This is a genomic window from Pseudoalteromonas sp. SG45-1, assembly GCF_014164135.1.
GTDB classification, from domain to species: domain Bacteria; phylum Pseudomonadota; class Gammaproteobacteria; order Enterobacterales; family Alteromonadaceae; genus Pseudoalteromonas; species Pseudoalteromonas distincta.
The window spans coordinates 170,136-194,511 of sequence record NZ_JACJEP010000004.1 but is presented as its reverse complement, the minus strand read 5'-3'; the positions used below and the strand labels follow the sequence as shown (position 1 = coordinate 194,511).

Annotated in this window: 18 protein-coding genes; 8 read left to right on the top strand and 10 right to left on the bottom strand. The window is 40.1% G+C overall.

Features of this window, described 5'->3' with window-relative positions; all coding sequences use genetic code 11:
- Nucleotides 1-201: 201 nt before the first annotated feature.
- Entirely contained in the window at nucleotides 202-732 is a 531-nt protein-coding gene (locus H5117_RS05760; RefSeq protein WP_182696560.1) for a lipocalin family protein, read from the bottom strand.
- 130 nt (nucleotides 733-862) lie between these two features.
- Between H5117_RS05760 and H5117_RS05755 the strand changes: the two genes are divergently transcribed.
- From H5117_RS05755 to H5117_RS05745, 3 genes are read left to right on the top strand one after another with little or no spacing between them, the layout of a single operon-like run.
- Complete coding sequence (locus tag H5117_RS05755) at nucleotides 863-1,318, top strand: YaiI/YqxD family protein (protein WP_002959175.1); 456 nt, start codon at nucleotides 863-865, stop codon at nucleotides 1,316-1,318.
- Nucleotide 1,319: 1 nt separating this feature from the next.
- The gene (locus tag H5117_RS05750; protein ID WP_182715944.1) at nucleotides 1,320-1,883 is read left to right on the top strand and encodes a DUF6942 family protein; all 564 of its coding nucleotides are present in this window, start codon (nucleotides 1,320-1,322) and stop codon (nucleotides 1,881-1,883) included.
- Nucleotides 1,884-1,902: 19 nt separating this feature from the next.
- Entirely contained in the window at nucleotides 1,903-2,295 is a 393-nt protein-coding gene (locus H5117_RS05745) for an ACT domain-containing protein (protein ID WP_182733077.1), read from the top strand.
- Between the two features lie 96 nt (nucleotides 2,296-2,391).
- Here H5117_RS05745 and H5117_RS05740 read toward each other — a convergent pair whose 3' ends face one another.
- From H5117_RS05740 to H5117_RS05720, 5 genes are all read right to left on the bottom strand, one after another.
- On the bottom strand, nucleotides 2,392-2,856 hold the full coding sequence (locus tag H5117_RS05740; protein ID WP_182692390.1) for a hypothetical protein: 465 nt from the start codon (nucleotides 2,854-2,856) through the stop codon (nucleotides 2,392-2,394).
- A 167-nt stretch (nucleotides 2,857-3,023) separates the two neighbouring features.
- Nucleotides 3,024-3,683 carry a class I SAM-dependent methyltransferase gene (locus H5117_RS05735; RefSeq protein WP_033028640.1) on the bottom strand — a complete coding sequence of 220 codons (660 nt, stop codon included), beginning with the start codon at nucleotides 3,681-3,683 and terminating at the stop codon, nucleotides 3,024-3,026.
- Nucleotides 3,684-3,711: 28 nt separating this feature from the next.
- Nucleotides 3,712-7,362 carry an AAA family ATPase gene (locus H5117_RS05730; protein ID WP_182736569.1) on the bottom strand — a complete coding sequence of 1,217 codons (3,651 nt, stop codon included), beginning with the start codon at nucleotides 7,360-7,362 and terminating at the stop codon, nucleotides 3,712-3,714.
- Nucleotides 7,359-8,606 carry an exonuclease SbcCD subunit D C-terminal domain-containing protein gene (locus H5117_RS05725; RefSeq protein ID WP_182195704.1) on the bottom strand — a complete coding sequence of 416 codons (1,248 nt, stop codon included), beginning with the start codon at nucleotides 8,604-8,606 and terminating at the stop codon, nucleotides 7,359-7,361. Before H5117_RS05725 ends, H5117_RS05730 begins: the two co-directional genes overlap by 4 nt.
- Before the next feature lie 78 nt (nucleotides 8,607-8,684).
- Nucleotides 8,685-8,921 carry a hypothetical protein gene (locus H5117_RS05720; RefSeq protein WP_002959190.1) on the bottom strand — a complete coding sequence of 79 codons (237 nt, stop codon included), beginning with the start codon at nucleotides 8,919-8,921 and terminating at the stop codon, nucleotides 8,685-8,687.
- Between the two features lie 579 nt (nucleotides 8,922-9,500).
- Between H5117_RS05720 and H5117_RS05715 the strand changes: the two genes are divergently transcribed.
- The 4 genes from H5117_RS05715 (at nucleotide 9,501) to H5117_RS05700 (ending at nucleotide 14,252) form a co-directional block, all read left to right on the top strand.
- Entirely contained in the window at nucleotides 9,501-11,948 is a 2,448-nt protein-coding gene (locus tag H5117_RS05715) for a M1 family metallopeptidase (RefSeq protein ID WP_182736567.1), read from the top strand.
- A complete protein-coding gene (locus H5117_RS05710) occupies nucleotides 11,948-12,442 on the top strand; it encodes a DUF6702 family protein (RefSeq protein ID WP_165723789.1) in 495 nt (164 codons plus the stop codon). The genes H5117_RS05715 and H5117_RS05710 overlap by 1 nt, the downstream gene beginning before the upstream one ends.
- Before the next feature lie 321 nt (nucleotides 12,443-12,763).
- The gene (locus H5117_RS05705) at nucleotides 12,764-13,381 is read left to right on the top strand and encodes an HAD family hydrolase (RefSeq protein WP_182694230.1); all 618 of its coding nucleotides are present in this window, start codon (nucleotides 12,764-12,766) and stop codon (nucleotides 13,379-13,381) included.
- Nucleotides 13,382-13,526: 145 nt separating this feature from the next.
- Nucleotides 13,527-14,252 (top strand): YebC/PmpR family DNA-binding transcriptional regulator, encoded by a 726-nt coding sequence (locus H5117_RS05700; protein ID WP_165723787.1) that lies wholly within the window; start codon nucleotides 13,527-13,529, stop codon nucleotides 14,250-14,252.
- Between the two features lie 210 nt (nucleotides 14,253-14,462).
- On the opposite strand, the gene H5117_RS05695 is transcribed toward H5117_RS05700, so the two are convergent.
- Entirely contained in the window at nucleotides 14,463-16,652 is a 2,190-nt protein-coding gene (locus H5117_RS05695) for a malate synthase G (RefSeq protein ID WP_182736565.1), read from the bottom strand.
- A 239-nt stretch (nucleotides 16,653-16,891) separates the two neighbouring features.
- Between H5117_RS05695 and H5117_RS05690 the strand changes: the two genes are divergently transcribed.
- Nucleotides 16,892-18,493, top strand: a complete 1,602-nt coding sequence (locus H5117_RS05690; RefSeq protein WP_182736563.1) for an isocitrate lyase — start codon at nucleotides 16,892-16,894, stop codon at nucleotides 18,491-18,493.
- A gap of 817 nt (nucleotides 18,494-19,310) precedes the next feature.
- On the opposite strand, the gene H5117_RS05685 is transcribed toward H5117_RS05690, so the two are convergent.
- From H5117_RS05685 to H5117_RS05675, 3 genes are all read right to left on the bottom strand, one after another.
- Nucleotides 19,311-21,329, bottom strand: a complete 2,019-nt coding sequence (locus H5117_RS05685) for a S9 family peptidase (RefSeq protein ID WP_182736561.1) — start codon at nucleotides 21,327-21,329, stop codon at nucleotides 19,311-19,313.
- A 154-nt stretch (nucleotides 21,330-21,483) separates the two neighbouring features.
- Entirely contained in the window at nucleotides 21,484-22,218 is a 735-nt protein-coding gene (locus tag H5117_RS05680; protein ID WP_182694840.1) for a 5-oxoprolinase subunit PxpA, read from the bottom strand.
- A 1-nt stretch (nucleotide 22,219) separates the two neighbouring features.
- Nucleotides 22,220-24,031, bottom strand: coding sequence for a glycoside hydrolase family 3 protein (locus H5117_RS05675; protein WP_182736559.1), 1,812 nt, complete (start codon nucleotides 24,029-24,031; stop codon nucleotides 22,220-22,222).
- Nucleotides 24,032-24,376: the final 345 nt, after the last annotated feature.

The following is a 24,376-nucleotide window of genomic DNA, read 5'->3' as shown; positions in this document are numbered from 1 at the left end:
TCCGTTACTTTCCCATAGATTAGGCAAAAAAAATGGCAAGCTATATAGCTTGCCAACAATAGGGGATATTCAGTGTTTCCAATACTTGCTGTCTCACGGCAAGTACACACAATATAACCATAATATATTTAAGTTACTTTACAATTAAATTACTCTTTTATTACTACTTTAAAAACGTATATAACTAACTGTAAACCCCCTTTACATAGTCTCTTGGTTTACCCAAATTATTTCATCGGTAGCAAAGCCCAACTCTTTAGCTTTAGTTAAAAAGTGTTCTTTAAGCTCTTTGCTAACCGTTGGTGTACGCGACAAAAACCACAAGTAATCTTTGTTGTAACTGGTTATAAATGCATATTGATAATCGGGTTGGTCAAGTTCAAAAATCACGTAAGCGCCATAAAATGGACCAAAAAACGAGACTTTAAAATGCCCTGTGTCGGTGCCCTTAACAAACTTGGCTAAGCCTTCGGCGTCATCCCATTTTTTATCATCCGTTAAATACCCTTTGTTAAGGACCTTTACTGTGCCGTCGTCGTTAATTGAATAAGTCGCGGTAACTTGCTCCATCCCTTCTTCGAATGAGTGATTAAGACGCGCTATTTCAAACCATTTGCCTTTATATTTTTGTATATCAAAGTTTTTAACGGGTGTTATTCCCTCAGGAGGGCTGGTGCAGGCACTAAGAAAAAATAACCCTGTAATAAGTAAACCGTATTTAATAGCCTTCATGTAAGCTCCTTTTTTAATTACATAAATCGTACGTATTATCTAAATATAGATGGATATAAAGTTTGCTAGCCGATTAAAAAAATTTGCTATAGGATCGTATTAATTCTAAAGCAATAAAAATGACCATAGCATGAAAATTTGGGTAGATGCAGACGCGTGTCCTGTTGTTATAAAAGAAATACTTTTTAGAGCTGCAGAGCGTATGAAAATCGAGACTATTTTAGTAGCGAATCATGCAATGCGTATTCCGCCGTCAAAATACATAAGCCGCGTTCAAGTATCGTCGGGATTTGATGTAGCCGACGACGAAATAGTAAAACGTGTTGAAAAAGGCGATTTAGTTATTACAGGCGATATTCCGCTAGCAAGTGAAGTAATTGATAACGGCGGGCAAGCACTCAACCCACGTGGCGAGCTTTATACCACCGAGAATATCCGCTCAATACTTAACGTGCGCGACTTTATGGATACCATGCGCTCAAGCGGCGTAGAAATGAGTGGTGGGCCGCCGCCACTTAGCCAAACCGATCGCCAAAACTTTGCAAATAACCTCGACCGTATTTTAGCGCAAAACAAGGCTAACTAACTTGAATACCCAATTAGTTGGCTTAGGTGATACGCAATTTAGCGTGGCGGTATACGTAGCAAAAGCGCCGCCAATGCCGTTTTTTGAAACACTTGAATGCCTAGAACCGGTTATAAATGAGCAAATAAATACCATAAACCAGTACTGTGGTAATGGTTGGCGCAAAGTGTTTAACGTTTACGCCAAAGTGCTATTTTCCCTGCCAAGTGAGCATTATTCATTTGCTAAACAAGCCCCTACTTGGCAACAATATCGCGATGAGTATTTACTGCAAAAAAATAGTAAAACCGCCCTGCTATTTAGCGCGCCTGACACTACTATTACTTGCGCAGATAAAGCTACTAGCAATCAAAATCAGCTACACATAATTGCTGGGCGTACGCACGCTAAAAACTTATTACAACAAGGTAAGTTGCATGCACAATTTGATTGGCTCGACGACGAGTTTGCAATAGACACCAGTAACAACATTATTGTGTGCCCGTATTTTGATTACAGGCAATTAAGTAATATAAAAATTGCGAGATTAAGCGAGCTAGTCGCGCAGCTAAAAGGCACTAAATAACACATTGTAAGGAACGACCATGGCCGGAATTTTAGAGTTAAACGAATTATTAAAATCAATGCAGCCTGTGCTTAAACAAGGTGAATACATATTTTGCTGTTTGGCAGGGAAATTGGCTGATTATGTTCACTTAGAGCCACTTGCCACTTACGTTGAAGAGGAAGGCCTAACCCTTATTTTAAAAGCTGAAATCGCCGATAAAGCAGGTATTACTTACGAGGGTAAATATAATTTAATTACTCTTAATGTACATTCAAGCTTAGAGGCCGTTGGGCTAACAGCTGCGGTATCTGCAAAGCTAACTGAGCATGGCATTAGCGCTAATGTGGTAGCTGCGTTTTATCACGACCATATTTTTGTACAAACAGACAAAGCACAAGCTGCAATGAAAGCACTTGGAGAGATTGGTTAGGATTGCTGGCACAGTAATGATCTGAGTGATGTGGATATTAGAGCGTCGGGTGGCGCTTCGCTTAACCGACCTACAACAATACAAAAGCTGATGTTGCTATAGAGCAACATCAGCTTTTTTGTACACATTTGGACTATTTTCGCAGTATTGTTTATCTACTGGCTCAAGCTTAATTTTTTTACCGGCATTTACTACTACGCATTGAGTGTTTTGATCGAGTTTTTGTTTTTGAATTACGGTAAATTCACCTTCGCTGGCAGCGTATAGATTATACTGATATGCATCGTTGCCGCCTTCAAACAATGCGGTAAATAACCCTCCAACTAACCCGCCGATTATTGCCCCACCTATCATTTCTTCTGTATTGCCATCTAAGCTATCTACAAACCCAAAACCAGCTCCTGCGGCTATGCCTGTACCCACTTCTGATGAGAGTGTGACACGTTGCATAGATTCTACCGAGGCGTAATAGCGTTTAATTATTTGATTTTGATCGTTACGGTCAACACCTTGTGATGCGCAACCCGAGAGGAGTAAAACAGCAATTAACGATTTTTTCATGTTGATTCTCTATTTGCTTATGTTGATATAGAAATAGTAAATCTTAAAACATAAAAAATATGTATGTGCTTTGTATGCAGCTGTGAGAAGTTGTAAATGTATGTATAAAATAAAACACCGAGTAAGCTTACTCGGTGTTTATGTGGCTATATTACTTAAATTTAAAACTATTTTATTACATATCCGCTAAAGCCTAGTGCTTTAAAATACAGCTTCGGAATGCCAAATTTGCACTCGTTTAGTAGTTCGCTAAAGCGCATTCTATCAAGCGGGTAAAACTCATTTTCTAAGTCGTGCCCTGTTTGTGTTTTACCTGTTTCGGTTAAACCCAATTGCGCGCAAGTTGTAAGCTGGGCTTCGCGCTCAAAAGAAGTTTCGGGGCGCATTAAATCTGCAATATAAAGGTTGGCGTCTTTTTTAAGGCTTCCTTTAATCGCTTTTAATAACTCTTTTTTATCGCCGTTATCTTCTAAAAAATGCATTACTAGTAAACATAAAACGGCATCGGCTTTAACCGATAACTTATCAACGGGGCCATTATGTACATCTACGCGGCTTGTTATGCCTTGCTCATCAAATTGCTGCTGTGCGATAGCAAGCATATCGGCTGATGTATCTTGCGCAGTAAATTGCCACGTAGGGTTTAGTCCAGCCAGTGCAAGTACTTCTTTGCCTGTGCCTGCCCCTACTACCAAAATATGTGCATTGTCGCCCAGCGTTGCTTGTAGTTGCGCATTAGTGAGCTGATGTAATAATTCATAACCAGGCACTAAACGGGTTATGCGGCTATCGTATTGTGTTGCTTGCTCGCCTGTAAACGTTGGCATTGTATCTCCTTGTTTTCAGTAATGTTGCTTATAAAACTTCAACTGTGGAATATCCACCTGGCTTTTTGGCTACATGCACTTGAGTGGCTACACGCTCGCTCATTTGTGTTACGTGCGATATAACGCCTACTTTTCTGCCTTGTGCTTGCAAAGAATCCAAAGCGTCCATTGCAATGCTTAGGGTTTCGCTGTCTAACGTACCAAACCCTTCGTCAATAAACAAAGAATTGATTTGTACTTTGTTAGACGAAAGCGATGCTAAACCAAGTGCAAGCGCTAGCGATACTAAAAATGACTCACCGCCCGAGAGCGTATTAACAGAGCGTTGCTCGTCGGCCATGTCGCGGTCGATAATTGCAATGTCGAGCGTTTGCGCTATTGCGGTTAATTCGTAGCGTTTGTTGAGTGTTTTTAAATGGCTGTTGGCATAGTGCAGTAATATTTTTAACGTTTGTGTTTGTGCTAAGTTACGCATGGTTTTACCCGTTGCATCGCCCAATACTTTATTAAGCAAGTGCCACTGCTCTACCTGTGTTTTAAGCGTAGTTAACTCAGCTTGTTTGCCTTCAAGCGCCTTTGCGTTTTGGTTGTGTTGCTCAATAGCGGTATTAATTGCTAGTAATGAATTTTGCAGCTGCGTTTGTTGCTCATTTAAGCTGCTTAATTGCGTACTTAAAGCCTCTGCACTTTGTGTTGGCTTATCGCTACTGTTGTGTTTTCCAAGCGTAAGTTGCTGCTGTTTTAATGCGGCATTTGCATCTGTTAACGCTTGAGTTAACTGCTCGTGTTGATTTAAATGTGCTTTAATAGTATCGCTACTGAGCGTTAGTAAAATTTTGACCTGTTCGTGCGTTACATCGCTGTATTGCGCTTTAAAGTCAGTAAACCACTGGTTATAACGTGCCTCAAGTGTTGCTAGTTCTTGGCTGTTTTCAAGTAAGCGTTGCTCCACATTTTTAAGCGTTATAGCGTGCTCATCTCGTTGTTTTATAGCGTCGTCATAGGCTTTTTGGCTCGCTTGAACCTGCGATTGTTTTTGCTCTTGCTCACTTGTGAGTTTTGCTTGGTAGTCGTCTGCGCTTATTTGCTCATTATTAAATAAAGCTGAGCGCTCACTTTGTACAGCGTCTAATAGCTCTTTAGCTTTTACAAACTCTTCATTAAGTGCTTTTAACGATTGCTCGCTTTTACTAACAAGCGGGGTAAGCTGCTTTATTTGCTCACTAGCTGTGTCTTGGCGCTTTTGGCTTTGCTCAAGTTGCATTTGAGTTTGCTGATACTGCGTAACTTGCTCGTGAAACTGGGTAAGCTCAAGCGTATTGGCTTGTAGTTGCAGCCAAAAATCACTGTTTTCAAATTGGCTATTGAGCGTTGTACCGAGCTCGTTAATTTGCGTACTTAGCTCGCTATGCTTACTCGTTAACTGGTTTTGCTGGTGTGTAAGCTCAAGGTGTTCATTACTCAGTTGCTGCTGTACTTGCTGCTCTGCTTTAAGTGCTGCTTGTAGCTCGTTTACTTTGGTTTGCAATGTACGTTGACGTTTTTGTTGCTCAAAGTATTGCGCTTTTTGCTGCGTTAATTGCTTATAAGTTACTTCAAGCTGATCAGGCGTTAAGTCGTTAAGCTCACTACGTGCACCTTGCATGGTATTTTTAATGTCGAGCTGTTTGGCTTTTGCTGTTTGTATTATTTGCTCAAGTTGTCCGTGTTCAGCAGTTAATACAGCATGTTGAGTTTGATGTTTATGCAGCTCGCTTTGTGCATGGTCAAATTGCTTTTTAGCGGTATTAAAAGCATTTTCAAAATCAGTAATTAAGTTATTTAATTGCTGATTTTGATTTACCGCATACGGATGCTCCGTTGCGCCGCACACTAAACAAGGCTCATTAGGGCGAAGCTCAGTGCGTAAATGCTCTACGTTTTCGCTGGCTCTTAAGCGCGCTTGGTTAAGTGCGTACTCGCTGCCTTTAAGTGCTTGCTCGCTGGTTATTAAATGCTGATTAAGTAAAGCATGGGCTTGCTGGCTTTCATTTAGCTGCTGATTGAGCACTTGCTGGCGTTGAGTGCTTTGTTTTAGCTCTGCGTTAAATTGCTTATAGCGCTCTCGCTGCTCTTTTAAGTAATCAATACTTTTTAGCTGCGCGTCGCAGTGCTCTGCATTAAATTCATTAAGCTGAGTATTTAAAACCTGCAAAGCAGACTGCTCGCTCGTAAGTAACGCCTCGCACTGCTGCACTTTGTTATTTTGTGTATTTAAACGCTCGCTCTGACCTGCAAGCTCGGTATTAAGAGTTTGGCTTTGTGCAAGGTTTGCAGTTAATTGCTGCTGTGCATTTAAGTAAGTATTAAAGCTTTGCTGATAGTAGCTCCAGTCTTTTGCTAAAACGTTCAGCTGTGCATGCTCATTAAGCCATTGCTGGCTTTTAGTTGAGTCGGTATTAGCGAGTTCTAGCTCGTTATTGCTTTGTCTAAGCTGCTGATTGAGCTCATCAAGTTGAGTTTGCTCTTTGGTTATTTGCGACTCTGTGCCTTTTACAGCTTGAGTTTGCAAAGCAATGCTGCTGTCGAGCTCTCTCGCTCTTGCTATAACGGGCGCTGCATTTTGTTTTTGCTCATTGGCGTTATTAAGTAGCTCGGAATACTTAGCAAGCGCGGTGTTACGCTCGTTAATTACCGCTAAGTGATCAACACTTTTAAGTGATGCTATTTGCTGATCTAACGCCGTATTTTGATCGGTTAATTGAGTAAAACGGCTGCGGCTATCTTTTATTTCAAGCGTTTGTTTAGCTTGTTTTGCTTGCTCGCTTTGAACAACGATACTTTCAAGCGCTGAGCTTGCTTGTTGCTGGGTTTGCTGTGCCTGCAGTAAATTTTGCTCAAGCACTGTAGCTTGCTGATACCAGTTAAGTGCTTTTTCGGTTTTGGTCAGCTCTTTTTTAGTGTGTTCGGTTTGCGCTTTTAAATCGGTTAACTTGGTTTGTTGTAACTCGAGTTCTTCTGGTGTTAATAAGGTATAGCTTTCAAGGCCTGCTTTAAGCGCTTCAAGCTTTGCCACTTGCTCTTTATGGCACTCAAAAATACGCACGCCAATACGGCTAAATTTATCGGTGCCTGTTAAGCACTCCAAAAGTTGCGCTCGCTCATCGCCAGTGGCTTTTAAAAATGCAGCAAACTCATGTTGCGCTAAAAGTACGGCACGGGAGAACTGCTCAAAGTTAAGCCCTATTTTGCTCTCAACTTCTTTTATTGTGTGGCTTTTGTCAGCTATAAGGGTTTCGTCTGGCAGGGTTACTAATGTGTGCTCTGCTACTTTAAGTTTGCCAGTTACTTTTTTATGGGTCCGTGCAATTGTATAACGCGCACGGTAAAGCTGTTTATCTTGCCCTAAAAAGTCAACCTCGGCGTGGCCTTCCCATGTACCTCTGCGTAGCAAGTTTCGCGCATCATTAAGCTTAATGCTGTCGCCGTTAAACTCAATTAAGTTACCTTTATCGCCGCGCAGCCTCGCTGTTTTTGTATAAAGGGCTAAACAAATGGCATCTAAAAAGGTACTTTTACCAGCGCCAGTATCGCCTGTGATGGCAAATAGACCTGCGTCTTTTAATGGGGCTTTAGTAAAATCTATTTCAGCGTCAACTATTGAGGCTAAATTATGAATACGAACTGCGGTTATTTTCATAGTTGTTCTTGCTCCGTAAGCTCGTTTATCACATCACTTAAAAGTGCTTTTAGCTCATCGGGTACGCTTTGCCCTGCCATATCTTTATCGTTTGCAAATGCTTGTTCTAATAAGTTAAGCGGGTTGAGCATTTCAACTTCGCTTAAATCTTCAAATACGGTGTTGTCGTCATTTTGCGCTGATTGCTCACGTACACGTTCAATACCACAAAATTTAATATGCTTGCCTTCAAGTGCTTGTTCTATTTGTTCTCTGAAGGTGGTGTCGGTATCGCTTGATTTAAGCTTTACACGTAAATAAGGCGCTATTGTATTTTGTGCAGTGTCGAGCGCTTTAATTTGCTCGCATAGTTCGCTTAATGGCACACACTCCCCTTTTGGTAAAACAATTACATCGGCAGAGCGCGGAATGTAAAGGGGGTTTACAGTTGTACTAATATGTTGTTTTTCATCAATAATAAACTCAACAACATTTACTTGGTGCGTGTAATTACGTTCTGAAAACGACATAGGTATAGGTGTGCCGCTGTAGCGAATAATATCGCTTTTAGCGACTTGTTGCGCTTTGTGTAAGTGCCCAAGGGCAACATAGTTGGCTTGTTTACCAAATACATTGGCTGAAATAGACTCCTCACCACCTATTACTAAGTTACGCTCAGAATCACTTGAGATATCCCCGCCTTTTGCGTGTAAATGCCCCATAACTATTAATGGTGAGTTTTGCTCGTTTATATTAGTAGCTTGCTCTAATGCAAGTTCATAAGCTTTTGCAACGCCTTGAGCATAACTAGGGCCGCTTTCGGTTTGGCTAAGTAAACTTACATCGCTTGCACGTAAAAATGGCATAGCGACGATTACAGCGCGTTTACCATTGGTATTTATGGTAATAACAGTTTCATCGGGTGTTGCGACATCAAAGCGCCCTACTACGTGCGTATCAAATTGCGCTAGTAATGGCTGAGCTGCCAAAATACGATTTGCAGAGTCGTGGTTACCCGCAATAATTACTACGTGTAATTGTGGGGATGCCTTTTTGGCGTCTTTAATAAATTGGTAAAGCTGATTTTCGGCGCTAGCGCTTGGAGTCGCGGTATGATAAATATCGCCAGCAACTAAAAGTAAGTCTATTTGTTGTTCAACAAGAGTGGCTAATAACCATGTAAAAAAGGCTTGATGCTCAACACGGCGGTCGTGTTCGTAGAATTGTTGGCCAAGGTGCCAATCTGAGGTGTGGAGGACTTTCATGTCGCGCTCTTAATTAAACCGTAAGAGCGCCAATATACCCAAGGCAGTTAAAGATGCAAGCCTAAGCCGTGTATTACCTTAGGTTAAACTGTACCAAGCTGAAAAAACAACCGGTAATGCTAAAAGTGCCATTAATAATGGAATTTTTAACGTTTTAGTTTGTTTTGCGTGTAGCGCCTTTAATGCATTAGTTTCGTTGCACGCTGCTACTTTATCGATATAAAAATAACCCGAATCGAGATACTGCTTACAGTTATTCTCACTTGCTGGAATCGCAATTAGTTCTTGTTGTTTTTTTAGGATGTAAAAATCCATAAGCCCACCGCATTTCTTGCTAGTAATCGATATTAATTTGAGGATAAATGTGACGAATTTATTTGCCTCAAATAAAAAGGTTGGCGATTTTAAATATAAACTGCACTAAAGATCAACCTAAAATTGCACTATTTATCATTTATCGTAAAAATAGCGAACATTAAGGAAGTTCGGCAATATTTGAGCCAATAATTCAGCTGTTTTCACTGTATTTTTGTTCAGTAGAGTGGGCTTTTAGCTCATTTTACTTGTTGGAAATTTGAGACACTTATACATAGGATTATTGGTTTACCTGATAATGTTAAAGCAATACTTTTTTAGCAAAGTAGGTAAAATTAATGTGCTTTTTTCAAGCTCTAAAACTTGTATTTAACAGCTCAAAACCATTATTAAAACCCACTTTTGTAAAGCCCCTTTACAGTTTTTATTTATTCGTATTTTGTTACAAAATAATTGTACTTTTCAATCTAATAAACTAAGTGAACATCACCCTAAAAATACGGTACTTGGTCGCTAATTTATTGAAGCTAACTGGTATATTTGTCAAAGTATGCTCACAAAATTATATTAGGACTAACAATGAAAAAAATAGGTCTTACGCTAAGTGCTTTTGTATTGCCTTTGGCAATATCTAGTGCGGTTATGGCGTCTTCGGTTGAGCAAACAAAAGGTTCTTTTGTTGATAAATTTCGTCAATTAGACGAAGCGCTTCCTACACCCAACGTTTATCGTAGTGCCGCTGGCGAACCAGGTGAAAAATACTGGCAGCAACGTGTAAACTACGATATTGATGTAAAGCTAGATGAAAAAAAGCACCGTATTACCGGTAGCCAAAGCATTGAATATAAAAATAACTCTCCGCATACACTTAAATATTTATGGTTACAGTTAGATCAAAATATTTTTAAAAGCGATTCAATTGCCGAAACAACTAAAACGTTTAAAAGCACTTTAGAAAGCCTACCAGCTCAAAAGCCTGCTAAATTAAGTTTAGGTGACTTACGCCGTCAGCAATTTATGAGCGACAACGAACTGGGTTATACAATCAGTGGCGTAAAGGATGACGATGGTAAAGAGCTACGCGTAACTGTAGTTGATACTTTAATGCGTATTGATTTAAACGAGCCATTAAAACCAGGTAAAGAAGTAGAATTTAGCATGAACTTTGCCTTCAACATTGTTGAAGAAGATGCTGTAGGTGCACGTTCTGGTTACGAGCACTTTGAAGAAGATGGCAACGACATATTCTTAATTGCTCAGTGGTTCCCTCGCTTAGCGGCTTATACCGATTACGAAGCATGGACAAACAAACCATTTTTAGGCTCTGGTGAGTTTACGCTTGAGTTTGGTGATTACGATGTTGAGATTACTGTTCCTGCGGATCACATTGTATCGGCAACAGGTAAGCTTGATAACGCGAGTAAAGTACTTACAAGTACTCAGCGCAAACGTTTAAAGCAAGCTGAAACATCTAAGCGTCCTGTGTTTATTGTTAACGCAGAAGAAGCGCTAGAAAACGAAAAAGAAGGCACCGACAAAACTAAAACGTGGCACTTTAAAGCGCAGAATGTTCGTGACTTTGCTTGGGCGTCGTCTCGTAAGTTTATGTGGGATGCAAAAGGTTATCAACAAGGTGGTGACGTTCAGCCTTTAGTTATGGCAATGTCGTTCTTCCCTAAAGAAGGTGGTGACTTATGGAAAAAGTACTCAACTGAAGCGGTAGTGCACACAATGGAAGTGTACTCTAAGTATTCTTTTGATTACCCGTACCCAACTGCACAGTCGGTTAATGGCCCCGTTGGTGGTATGGAATACCCAATGATCACCTTTAACGGCCCACGTACTAAGTTACAAGATGATGGTACACGTACTTATTCTCAAGCTGAAAAGCGCTTTTTACTTGGCGTAGTTATTCATGAAGTTGGACATATTTACTTTCCGATGATTGTGAACTCAGATGAGCGCCAATGGACGTGGATGGATGAAGGCTTAAACAGCTTTTTAGATGGTGTTGCTGGTCGTGAATGGGATCCTACTATTCCTTGGGGTGTTGAGCCTCGCGATATAGTGAGCTACATGAAGTCTGAAAACCAAGTACCTGTTATGACTCAGTCAGACAGTGTATTACGTTTAGGCCCTAATGCTTATACTAAACCTGCCGCAGCCCTTAATATTTTACGTGAAGTAATTTTAGGCCGTGACTTATTCGACTTTGCATTTAAAGAGTATGCTCAGCGCTGGAAATACAAGCGCCCTACCCCAGCTGATTTTTTCCGCACAATGGAAGAAGCCTCTGGTGTTGATTTAGATTGGTTTTGGCGTGGCTGGTTTTACACCACAGACCATGTTGATATCTCTTTAGATAAAGTGTATCAACTACGTTTAGACACTAAAAACCCTGATATTGATTACAGCCGTTTACGTGATATTGAAGCAGACAAGCCTACGTCATTATTTGTTGAGCGTAACCGCGCACAAGGTAAAAAAACATGGGTTGAGCAAAACCCTGATGTTACCGATTTTTATGACGAAAATGACCGCTTTACTGTAACCAATAAAGAACGTAACTCGTACAACAAGTTTTTAAAAGGCTTAGAGCCGTGGGAGCGTAAAACGCTTGAACGTGCTTTAGAAGAAGATAAAAACTACTACGTTATGGAATTTTCAAACCTAGGTGGTTTGGTAATGCCTATATTACTTGAGCTAACATATGAAGATGGCACAACCGAAGAGCGCTATATTCCTGCTGAAATTTGGCGTCGTAATTATAAAAATGTTCAAAAGCTAATTGTTACCGATAAAAACAAACCGCTTGTATCAGTTACTGTAGATCCTAATTGGGAAACTGCGGATGTAGATATTGAAAATAATAACTACCCTCGTCGTATTATTCCTTCACGTATTGAAGTGTTTAAAAAGGAAAAGAGTAAAGCTAAAGTAAGTCGCGATATCATGCAAGATATTAAAACTGAGCTTAAAACTGATGAGAAGAAAGACGAAAAAGATAACGGTGAGGAGCCGCAATAATGCGCTTTTTGCTTATTATTGTTTGCCTTTTAGTTGCTGCGCCGAGTATGGCGCATCAACTAAAATCGTCAGTTACAACCGTGCTTTTTAATAAACGAACGCATAATGTTGAGTTAATGCATCGCTTTTATTTACATGATACCGAACACGCCGTAGGAACATTATTTGAAGGCAAAATCGATATTATTAGTAATAAAGCCGATCAGCAACGTTTTGCTAAATATGTTGAATCGCATGTTGCTCTACAAACATTAAGTGGTGAACCTTTACCACTTAACTTTGTGGGAGCACAAGTTGATGGTAAGTTTTTTTGGGTTTACCAAGAAGCACCAATTCCTGAAAACATTGAAGGAATTAAAATGAGCAATGGCGCGCTTCGTGATTTATGGCCATCTCAGGTAAATATGGTAAACGTTGAGGGCAAAGGTAAGATTAAAACTTTAAACTTTGCACAAGATGATACTTGGCTCGAAGCCCGCTTTGAGCAAAATTAACAGTTAAAACTTCCCCAACCAACGCGCACTGCAGTTAATGTGCGCGTTTTCTTCATACGTTTAAACTGCGTTCATTTTTGATCTGGTATATGTAAATTTACGTAAAAATTGGTAGTTCAATTTGTATATTTACCATTTTTTGCGCATGCTACAACTACCAATTATATTTACTGTATTATCAATAGATTGATAGCAGTGCAAATAAATAATTTAAATATAGTTAGTTTCATTTATCCCTTTAGCTATAACTGGCTTGGGCATAAGCAGTAGAGAATTTTATGTTTAAATTTTATTTAGTAATAACTAAATTCAGGGAATGATATGACTACTCAGGTTGAGGCTATTTTTGGAGTGATTTTTGATTTAGATGGAACATTGGTTTCATCAGAATTAGATTTTGCATTAATAAAGGCCCAAATAGGTTGCCCTTGCGAGCAAGACTTACTTGATTACATTGCTCAGTTGCCCTCACCGTATATGCGTGAAGAGGCAATGAATATAGTTCACCAACACGAATTAATAGATGCACAACATGCCAGTATATTACCTGGTGTGAGTGAAGCTATTCATGCTTTAAAGTCTAAAAATATTCCGATGGCGATTGTTACTCGCAATTTTGATAAAGCAGCGGCAATGAAATTACAAAATAATCCACTCCCTATCAGCACAGTTTTAACGCGAAGCGATGCCCCAGCAAAGCCAGATCCCAGCGCTTTAAATGCCATTGCTACACTTTGGAACATTAACGCCAGAAATTTACTTTATGTAGGCGATTACCTTTACGACATTCAAGCTGCGCACAATGCAAATATGCGCGCGTGTTTATACGCTCCAGAGTCAACGCCTGCTTATGCCGATCAGGCAGATTACGTTTTACATGACTTTGTTGAATTAGTGACATTAGTTGAGAGTTATTCTGAAAAAATAGAGTTATGTTAAATAGCATGCCATTTGATTTATTCTGAAATGAGTATGTAGTTATAAAAGTTTTTATTAATCAAGTTTTGCCCATTGCGGAGCTAGCCCAATACGTTTTGAATTGGTAAAATACCGCAAAACGTAACGTATTCATTAGGGGCACAAAATGGGCAGAGCATTTGTAGTTCGTCAAAGTTCTATGATCAAAACAGCCAATGCAAAAACAAAAGTAAACTCAAAGTACGGCAAAGAGATTTACGTTGCAGCAAAAAGTGGTGTTCCCGATCCCGAAGTAAACCAAACACTTCGCCGTCTAATCGAAAAAGCTAAAAAAGACCAAGTACCCGCACACGTTATCGAAAAAGCAATTGAAAAAGCAGCCGGTGGCGCAGGAGAAGATTACTCTGTTGCCCGTTATGAAGGCTATGGCCCTGGTAACTGCATGGTTATTGTTGACTGTTTAACTGACAATCCGAACCGTACTATCAAAGATGTACGTTTACCATTTACTAAAACAGACTCAAAAATTGGTACTCCTGGCTGTGTAGCGCATATGTTTGATCATTATGCGGTACTTGGCTTTGCAGGCGATGACGATGAAGTCGTATTAGAAGCATTAATGATGGCTGATGTTGATGTAAGCGATGTTGAAGCCGAGGATGGTAAAATATCAGTATTTGCACCGCCAACAGAATACTTTAAAGCTAAAACTGCCCTTGAAGACGCATTTGAAGGCATTAACTTTGAAGTAGACGAAATTACGTTTATTCCTCAAGTTAATATTGAAATTGAAGACGAAGAAGTTATTGCTAACTTTGATAAGTTTATAAATATGCTTGAAGATTGTGACGATGTACAAAATATTTATCACAATGCCATTGTAAAAAATTAAACGCAAACGGTTAAAAGCTTTAAAAAGCGTGTTTTGTGTATGCAAAACACGCTTTTTTACGTTTAAATAAATGTTAGATATTCATGTGTATTATGCTTATTTGAATATATATTTTTAAAATGCCTTAAAAGTGCTGTTATTCTAATTTTAGGCGATAAAAAACCAGCTTTAAAGCTGGTTTAGTACTTAATTTTAACTTTGATTAAGCAGTTAAAGCGTATTCGATTTTTGTGCTTTATATTTTATACGGTAGCTATGTAGTAGTGGTTCAGTGTACCCACTAGGTTGCGTTACGCCCTCTAAAACTAATGCCGTAGCGGCTTGATAGGCAATGCTGTTATTAAGGGTTTCTTCGCTTGTTGCCATAGGTGTATACGCAGTGTCATGCTCGTTTTGTCCATCAACCACTTTGGCCATTTTAGCCATTGTTGATTTTATTTGCGCTTGTGAGCACACGCCATTTAGCAACCAATTAGCCATATGCTGGCTTGAAATACGCAGTGTGGCTCTGTCTTCCATTAAACCTATATGGTTAATGTCAGGTACTTTTGAGCAGCCTACGCCTTGATCAATCCAACGTACAACGTAACCTAAAATACCTTGTGCGTTATTTTCTAGCTCACTTTGAATATCTTCTTTTGAAAGCGTTTTAGGGTCTGCCATTAGCGGCGGTGTAAGCAGGTCATTAAGACTCGCAATAGTGCGTTTAGCTATACTTTGCTGCTCGGTAAATACGTTTATATCGTGATAATGCATTGCATGCAGGGTAGCGGCTGTAGGGGAGGGCACCCATGCTGTATTAGCGCCTGATTTAGGGTGCGCTTGTTTTTGCTCCATCATTAATGCCATTTTATCTGGCATTGGCCACATGCCTTTACCTATTTGTGCTTTATGACTTAAGCCACAAGCAAGGCCAATATCGACGTTGCGATCCTCATAAGCTTGTATCCATGGTTGCTGCTTAATCTGTGCTTTTGGAAGTACAACGCCCGCTTGCATAGAGGTATGAATTTCATCGCCTGTTCTATCTAAAAATCCAGTATTAATAAATACAACACGCTCTTTAGCTGCATAAATACACGCTTTTAGGTTTACAGAAGTGCGGCGTTCTTCATCCATAATACCCATTTTAAGCGTGTTTTTAGGTAAGCTTAGCGCTTCTTCTACTAAACTAAATAAAGTGTTAGTAAACGCTACCTCTTCAGGGCCATGCATTTTTGGTTTTACTATATTAATACTTTGCGCGCTTGAGTTTTTGATACCTGTTTTTTTATTTAGGTCGTGCAGGGCAGCAGTGGCTGTAAACATCGCATCCATAATGCCTTCAAATACCGGTTGATTAAACACATCGGTAATAGCAGGGTTCGCCATTAAATGGCCAACGTTTCTTACAAACATCATGCTGCGGCCTTTTAAAGTAACGGTGCCGCCGTCAAGTGCGGTGTATGTTTTATCACTTTGCAGGGTACGCTCAACAGTTTTATCGCCTTTTTTAAACGATTCAACTAAGTTACCTTGCATCAACCCAAGCCAATTTTTATAAACTTGTACTTTGTCTTCTGCATCTACCGCAGCTACTGAATCTTCACAATCCATAATGGTGGTAAGCGCGGCCTCTAACACTACATCTTTTAAGCCTGCTTTATCTGCTTGGCCAATAATGTGGTGGTGATCGATATGTAGCTCTATATGTAAGTCATTGTTTTTTAATAACACTACAGTTGGGTTTTGTGCTTCTCCTTGATAGCCAATAAGCTGAGATGGGTTAGCTAATGTGGTTTGAGAGCTGTCACGCAAGGTAATTAAAAGTGCGCCATCTACTACTGAGTAATTCGTGCTTTCTATATGCGAGCCATTGGTCAGCGGCAATGCTTTATCTAAAAACTGGCGAGCGTAGGCCATTACCTTAAAACCACGAACAGGGTTGTAGGTATTGCCTTTTTCAGCCCCGTCATCTTCGCTTAACACATCAGTACCATATAAAGCGTCGTATAACGAGCCCCAGCGAGCGTTAGCGGCATTAAGTGCAAAGCGTGCATTACTTACAGGCACAACTAACTGAGGGCCTGCTGTAAGGGCCACTTCGGGCTCTACATTTTGGGTTTCAATTTCGAAGTTGGCAGGCTCTTTTACTAAGTAACCAATCTCTTGCAAAAAGGCTTGGTATTTAGCGCTATCCCAGGTTTTATTAGCAAGATGGTAGTCGTCTATTTGCTGTTGAAGCAGCTCTCGCTTTTCAAGCAGTGCCTTATTAATAGGGGTAAGTGTTTGAACGATATGTGCAAAACTTTGCCAAAATTGTGACTCACTTAAGTGAGTGCCTGGTAGCAATTGATTTTTAACGAAATCAGCGAGTTGTGTATCTACGCTGAGGCCTGAATGTGTGAGAGTGTGGGACATAGTTGCCTTCCTTTAAACGGTCGCGATGTTGTTGTGTGCTTGTGCGTAAGGCAACAATAACTCAAAAAGGCAATGTTGAGTGCTTTTTAGCTATTCACAAAATGTATAGCCACAATAACAACTATAAATTTACTAAATCTAGAAAAGGAGCCTAATGTTGAATTAAGCGCTACGGAACACACTCCTAGCCACTCTCACAACATTAAAATAATTTACACACTCGTTCGAAGGATTTTATTATGACAACATATCAACGCGAAACAGACACACTCTCTACTCTTTGCCAAACACAAGGCAGCGCATGGAAAGCTATTAACCCTGAATACGCAAGCCGTATGCGTTTACAAAACCGTTTTCGTACAGGGATTGAAATTGCGCAATACACAGCAGACGTAATGCGTGAAGATATGGCTGCATATGACGCCGACACAAGCCAGTACACCCAATCTTTAGGCTGTTGGCATGGCTTTACAGCCCAGCAAATGATGATGGCTATTAAGCGCCATCAAAAAACAACTAAACGCAGCTATGTATACTTAAGTGGCTGGATGGTTGCAGCGCTTCGCTCTGCATTTGGTCCGCTGCCAGATCAAAGCATGCATGAAAAAACATCGGTACCTGCGCTAATTGAAGAAATTTACACGTTTTTAAAGCAAGCTGATGCACGTGAACTAGATCACTTGTTTAACGACCTAGATGAAGCAAAAGCGAACGGCGGCGATGTTCAAGCTGTTATTGATAAAATAGACAACTTTGAAACCCATGTTGTGCCAATTATTGCTGATATTGATGCCGGTTTTGGTAACGAAGAAGCAACTTACTTACTGGCTAAAAAAATGATTGAAGCCGGTGCATGTGCCATTCAAATAGAAAACCAAGTATCTGACGCCAAACAATGTGGTCACCAAGCGGGTAAAGTGACCGTTCCACACGAAGACTTTTTAGCAAAAATTAACGCAGTACGTTACGCCTTTTTAGAGCTAGGTATTGATAACGGCATTATTGTGGCACGTACAGATTCATTAGGCGCCAGCCTTACTCAAAAAGTACCTGTGTCGCAAGCACCTGGTGACTTAGCAAGCCAATACAATGCATTTTTAGAAACTACGCCAATTAACGGTGTTGATGATTTAAATGAAGGCGATACGGCAATGAAAATTAATGGCCAGTTATGTAAACCAACTCGCCTAGATAACGGTTTATACCAGTTCCGCGAAGGCACTGAAAAAGACCGCGTAGTATTAGATTGTATTACTAGCTTGCAGTCGGGCGCTGATTTACTGTGGATTGAAACAGAAAAACCACATGTTAAACAAATTGCAGAACTGGTGAATCGTGTAAAAGAACACGTGCCAAATGCAAAACTGGTATACAACAACTCGCCTTCGTTTAACTGGACGCTTAAGTTTCGTGAGCAAGTGTATCAAGAGTGGGAAGAAGCTGGCCGTGACCTTAGTGCTTACCCAAGCCTTGGCGATAATAAAGGCCTTATGGCACCAGAAATGGATGCAACAGAGCTTGCACAAGCAGCCGATTTACTAGTGCAAAACTTCCAGCGCGATGGCGCACGTGAAGCAGGTATTTTCCATCACTTAATTACTCTGCCTACGTACCATACAGCTGCGCTAAGCACTGATATTTTATCAGAAGGTTACTTTGGCGATATGGGTATGCTGGCTTACGTGCGTGATGTACAACGCCAAGAAATTCGCCGCGAGCAAGCTTCTGTTAAGCACCAAGACCTAGCAGGGTCTAACATGGGCGATACACACAAAGAATACTTCTCTGGTGATAACGCGCTAAAAGCCGGTGGTGAAGATAACACCATGAACCAGTTTTAATTCCTAACTAGATAGTGTTACTCAAGGGCCAATAGGCCCTTTTTTATTGTTTTAAATAAAGTTAGAACATTTAAGCACAATTACAGATCAGACTTTAACTAGGGCGTGTTGATCTTTGTGGATTGAAATTTGTTCAAACTAGGGGCGATTAAATCGCGGCGAGAGGTTTGTAACCTAGTGGGCTAAGTAAAAAACCGAGCAACAAAGAGTTTATCGTCCCTAGAAAGAACCCAAAGGGCAGTGCATGTTTGGTATTTATGCTACGTTATCGCCTATTCATGGGGAATAACCACATTACATAAGCTCCGCCTTGCCTAAAAACCAAACATACTGCTGCAAATTAACCCACCAAAGTTCAACACGCCCTTGCCAAATCATGTTGGATCACTATTTAACTACCTGAGTGAATTTACAGATCAGAGTTTAACTAACCTTTCATAAAACGGCATATTTGGGGTGATTTTGCTGTAAAAAGCGTTTATAACAACTTTAAAAGGCTGGTAAGTGACTGATTTTTGATTTAATAGACAAACTTAGCGAATTTATAAACCGATTTTTTACTAACTTCTCCGTGCGATAAAACAAAATTTTACTAACTGAGAGGCTATAAACAGTGACTCAAACCGATTTTTTACCAACTCAAGTTACAAAAAATGCTATAAACCGAAATTTTACTAACTGAAGTTTTAGCTAAGTCCGATATTTAACTGTCACAGAAGTGTAAAGGGGGTTTACAGTTTGAATACTACGGCGATAAATACAAAAGCCACTTATTTAAAGTGGCTTTTATTTGAGCTATAAATTTATTACCCAGAGTTTATTTAGTGTGTTTATCAAACCACCATTGAATATAAGCAACTTTGGTCATTAAGTTTGATGGGCGAGCTGTAATACCATGCGATGCATCAGGAATTCGCACCATTGCAGTATCAACACCTTGTAACTTTAATGCCTGATAAAACTGTTCAGTTTCTGAAATTGGTGTACGGTAGTCAGATTCCCCAGTGAGCAACATAGTAGGAGTTTTAACGTTTCCAACATAGCTAATAGGCGAGCGTTTCATGTAATGCTCAATGTGATCCCATGGTTTCCCTGGAAACCAGTAATCAGCAAAAAACGGGTAAAAATCGGCAGTTAGTACAAAGCTGATCCAATTAATAACCGGTTTGGCAACTACAGCCGCAGCAAAACGATCGGTATGACCCACAATCCAAGCTGTTAGCACGCCGCCGCCAGAACCACCGGTCACAAACAATTTAGACTCGTCAATAAAGCCTTTCGCTATTAGCGCATCAACGCCCGTCATTAAGTCGTCAAAATCGTTACTAGGGTAATTATGATGAATAGTTCGTGCAAACTCTTTACCATAGGAATCACTACCACGTGGGTTCATGTATAAAACGACATTACCTTTGGCTGCAAAAAGTTGAATTTCAGCGCTAAAGTGCGGGCCATAATTAGCGACAGGGCCGCCGTGAATTTCTAGTATTAGCGGGTATTTTTTGCTGCTATCAAATTCTGGCGGGTAGGCAATCCACCCCTGAATAGGAAGCTCATCGTGGCTTGATTTAACCCAAATTTCTTCCACTTTAGCCAAAGCTTTGTCGCCCAATGCATCTGCATTAAGGGTAGTTAAACGCTGCGCTTTACCGCGTTTAATTGTTGCTATATCAGCAGGGCGCTGAGTATCTGCAAGGGTAAAGGCTATTTCGCCATCTTCGCTTACATCAAAGTCGCCACCAGAATAAGGGCGACCAAATGCAACGCTGCCAATTTGGGTTGTTATTATTTTACGCTTGCCACTGCGTGGTTGATACGCAAGGGCAGTTTGGCCTTTATCTGCATAGCTAAAGTATATGCCTTTGGAGTTTGCACTCCACTTTATTTGACCTACGCTGCGGTCAAAATTCGGCGTTAAGCTAACTGTCTCTCCAGATTTTAAATCACGAATATAAAGCTGAGCGTTTTCGTAGTTAGTGCGTTTATCATCGTAACCTGTGTACGCTAAGTAACGACCATCGGGAGAGATTTTAGGCTGCTCGTCAGGACCATTTCTATCGGTAATTTCTGTTATATTTTGCGAAGCTAAATCGAGTTTATAAATTTCACTGTTTGTGGGTTTTAGTTGGTTGTTTGTGTGCCTGTTTGCAGAAAAATAAAGCGACTTACCATCGTTGCTAAAACTTACATCGGCCGCGTTATCAAACTCATCATGAGTGAGTTGTTTGGCATTACCACCGTTAGCATCTATGGAAAATAATTGGCTAAAGCCCTTTTGTGTGTAACCGCCACCATCTGAACGGTAGTAAACATCATCAATAAATTTAGCAGGCTCTGCCCACGTTGCACCTTTTGGTTTACCTGGTAAGCTCACTGGTGCTGAATTAGCGCTTGGAACAAACATGCTAAATATTAATTGGTTGGAATCAGGGCTCCATGTAATCGCACGAGGACTACTTGTTAAGTTACTTATTTTTGCCATAGCACCTGTTTTAAGCCATTTAATATATATTTGGCTGCTGCCATCGCGGGTTGATATAAACGCAAGGCGTTGGCCATCAGGAGAGAGTACTGGCGAGTAATCCATGTGCACGCAAGAGGTTAATGGCTGCATTTGTTTGGTTTTGTAATCAACAGACCAAATATTCCCCACTTTACGATCTGTTTTTATATCCATGCGATTACGCACAAAATAAACCGTTTTACCGTCTTCGGTTATATCTATTTGATTGGCATATTCTAAATTAAATACATCTTGCAGTTGTAGTGTATTTTTTTCAGCGTAGGCTAAATTGCTACAGCCTAAAACGAGGCTAAGTGTTAAAAACTTTTTCATTTTTATCCCTGTTGTTACTTTTTTAATTTTCTAAGTAGTTATATGTTAGGGATTATTAAATTAACAGTAGGATGCGATGAAGCTCTTATTTAACTCTATGAGTTAAAGCTGTAAAGGGGCTTTACAGCTTATAATTTAAGGTTGTGTGGAAAGCCTAATTGGCTGAGTTACACAGGGCTTTTATATCTTTTATAAGTGATATGCCATCAGCGTTGTCGCCATGTACACATAAGCTATGGGCGTTGAGCGTTAGTTTTTTTCCTGTTCGTGTTGTTACACTACCATCGGATAAAAGCTGAGTTACTTGCTCTAGTAATGCGGCTTTGTTGTGAACGCTGCCCTCAAGTGTTCGCGACACTAAATGCCCATCGTCGGTGTACTGCCTATCTGCAAAGGCCTCTAGTATTAACTCAACTCCTAAACTTTTAGCTATTTGAATGTGCTTATTGGCATTTTTAGTCGCTAAAACCATTAGTTTTAAATCTGTTGGGTAGCTGGCAATTGCATTTATAACGGTTTGTAATATTTTATCATCAGCCATCATGTCGTTATAAAGTGCGCCGTGGGGTTTTACATAGCTAAGTGTTAAACCTTGCACTTTTGCCATGCCCTCAATAGCGGCTATTTGATAATGCAGGCAATTTGTAAGCTCTTTTTCACTAAGTACTATTGAGCGCCTACCAAAGCCTTGCTTATCTGGGTAGCTTGGGTGAGCACCAATTAGTACGTTATTTTGCTTGGCAAGTATAAGAGTGTTTGCCATTACGTCGGCATCACCTGCATGGAACCCACACGCAATATTAGCCATATCAATATGTGGCATAACGTCATCGTCTAGTCCCATTTTCCATGCGCCAAAGCTTTCACCTAAATCACAATTGAGCTTCATATTAGTGCGCCTTTTGCGGTTTTATTGTGACAGGTAATACGCCGTTAGCAGTTGCTTCGCCTAGTAACACTTTTGCAAGTGCGGTAAAAGCAGGACCAGATACAATATCGTTTTTATCTACATCAATATTATATGCGTAGGATGCAAGTACAGCATTTGCATAATTGCCAAATTTAGCAATGTCGTAAGGGGCTCTTAGGCTTATAAAAACAGTGCTTTTGTTTTTCTCTTTTGCCATATTTAATAATGACTCAAGTGCTTTTGGTTGCTCTGCATTATTAAGTGCAAAATTAGGGTCGTCTTTTAAATCATCCATACCGCCAATTTCTACCGCACTTTGATTAGGTGTTGCATTGCCGGCTATAACTACATCAGCAGCGTGTATTTGTGCTTTTGCGAGTGCAGGGTCGAACCCTTGTAAGCTACTACAGCTATAAGTGAATTTTTGCTGGCTGATAGCTTCAATCGCTTGCTGCATTGCCATACATTTACGCGTGTCGGGCATAATAATATGAACATTACTTCCTGCTTTTAAATTAAGTGGCAAAGTACTGTTATTATTTTTAACCTGCGTTATTGCCTCTACAGCAAGCTGCGCTTCTATTTCACGATGTGTTGCACTGCCAATTGTTTGCTTTGCATTTATGAGCACGGTAATAGGGTCAAAATTAGTGCTTAATCTAAATTTATTTTTAAGTGTAATTATACGCTGTGCCGATTGTGCTATTTCTTGCTCATCAAGTTGGTTTGATTTAACCGCTGCAACAAGATCTTTAATAAGATCATCGAGTTTATTTAAATCATCTGGTGTTCTAATTTCAATAGGCATTAGGGCAATGTCAGCTCCAGCGGCAAATGTATTTATTACCGCTTGAGTTGGTGTGAAGAAGTTACTAATACCAGCCATATCAAGCGCATCAGTTACTACAACTCCTTGGTAATTAAGCTCGCCACGTAAAATATCAGTAATGATTGCGCGCGACATTGTTGCTGGTTTTACCATAGTTTTGCCATTAACACTTATAAACGTTGTGCTATCAAGCGCTGGGTATTGAATATGCGCCGTCATTATCATACCTGGGTTTTGCTTGGCGATAATGTGTTTAAACGGTGCTAGGTCTTGCTCGTAAATAACTTCTTTTGCATGGTTTACTTTAGGCAAGCCTGTATGGCTATCTACGTTTGTATCGCCGTGACCCGGAAAGTGCTTTAACGAGGTAATCACGCCATTGCTTTCAAATCCTGCAACCTGTGCGGCGCCCAATTTACTCACTAATGCTGGGTTTTCACCAAACGAACGAACGTTAATAACAGGGTTATCGGGGTTCATGTTTACATCAACCGTGGGCGCGTAGTTTACATTTATACCCAGCGAATTTAGCTCTTTAGCTATAACTGTTGCTGTTTTTGTCGCAAAGCTTGTACCGTGTTTTTTGTAGGTTGCGCCAATCGACATATTACCGGTAAATGAGGTGGCAACATCGCGTGGTAAACGCGCTACACGTCCGCCTTCTTGATCTATTGATATAAATAGCGGCAGCTTACTACTGGATTTACTTGCAGCTGTTTGCAATTGGCTATTAAGCGTAATTGTTTGCTCTATCGATTGAGTGTTTTCAGAAAATAAAATTACCCCACCAATATCGTATTTTGCAATAGCGGTAGCGAGCTCATTAGGTAACTCGGTCATTGGAGTTCGGCATTTATTACTTACTCCTTGCTGGCAGAAGTAACGAAAGTCGAGTATTAGCTTTTGCCCAAGTTTTTGTTCAAGAGAAAGCACGGGTTTAGCAAGCGAGGATTGTAATGGCATTAAGCACCCAGATAAAAAAACGATAGACGATACAATACACTTATTTAGCAAAACACACTCCAAAGCTAAAAAGTAGATAAGTGTAAGCAGCTTAACTACTTTTTGAGGTAACTGCAAAAGAAGGATTTTTTGCAGAGGAACCAATAACGTATTGTAAAAGTTAAAGAAAATTCATAATCTTGCAACTAGCGAAAAGTTATATTTAGTTATATTTTTTGTGGCTTTGTTAATATTAGATAATAAATTTTCAAGAGGGTATAATTGCGGGCTTTATATACAATTATAGGTTCGGGTACTGGATACCTGTACTTAGGATGGCATACGTTTGCGAAAAAAGTTATTAAC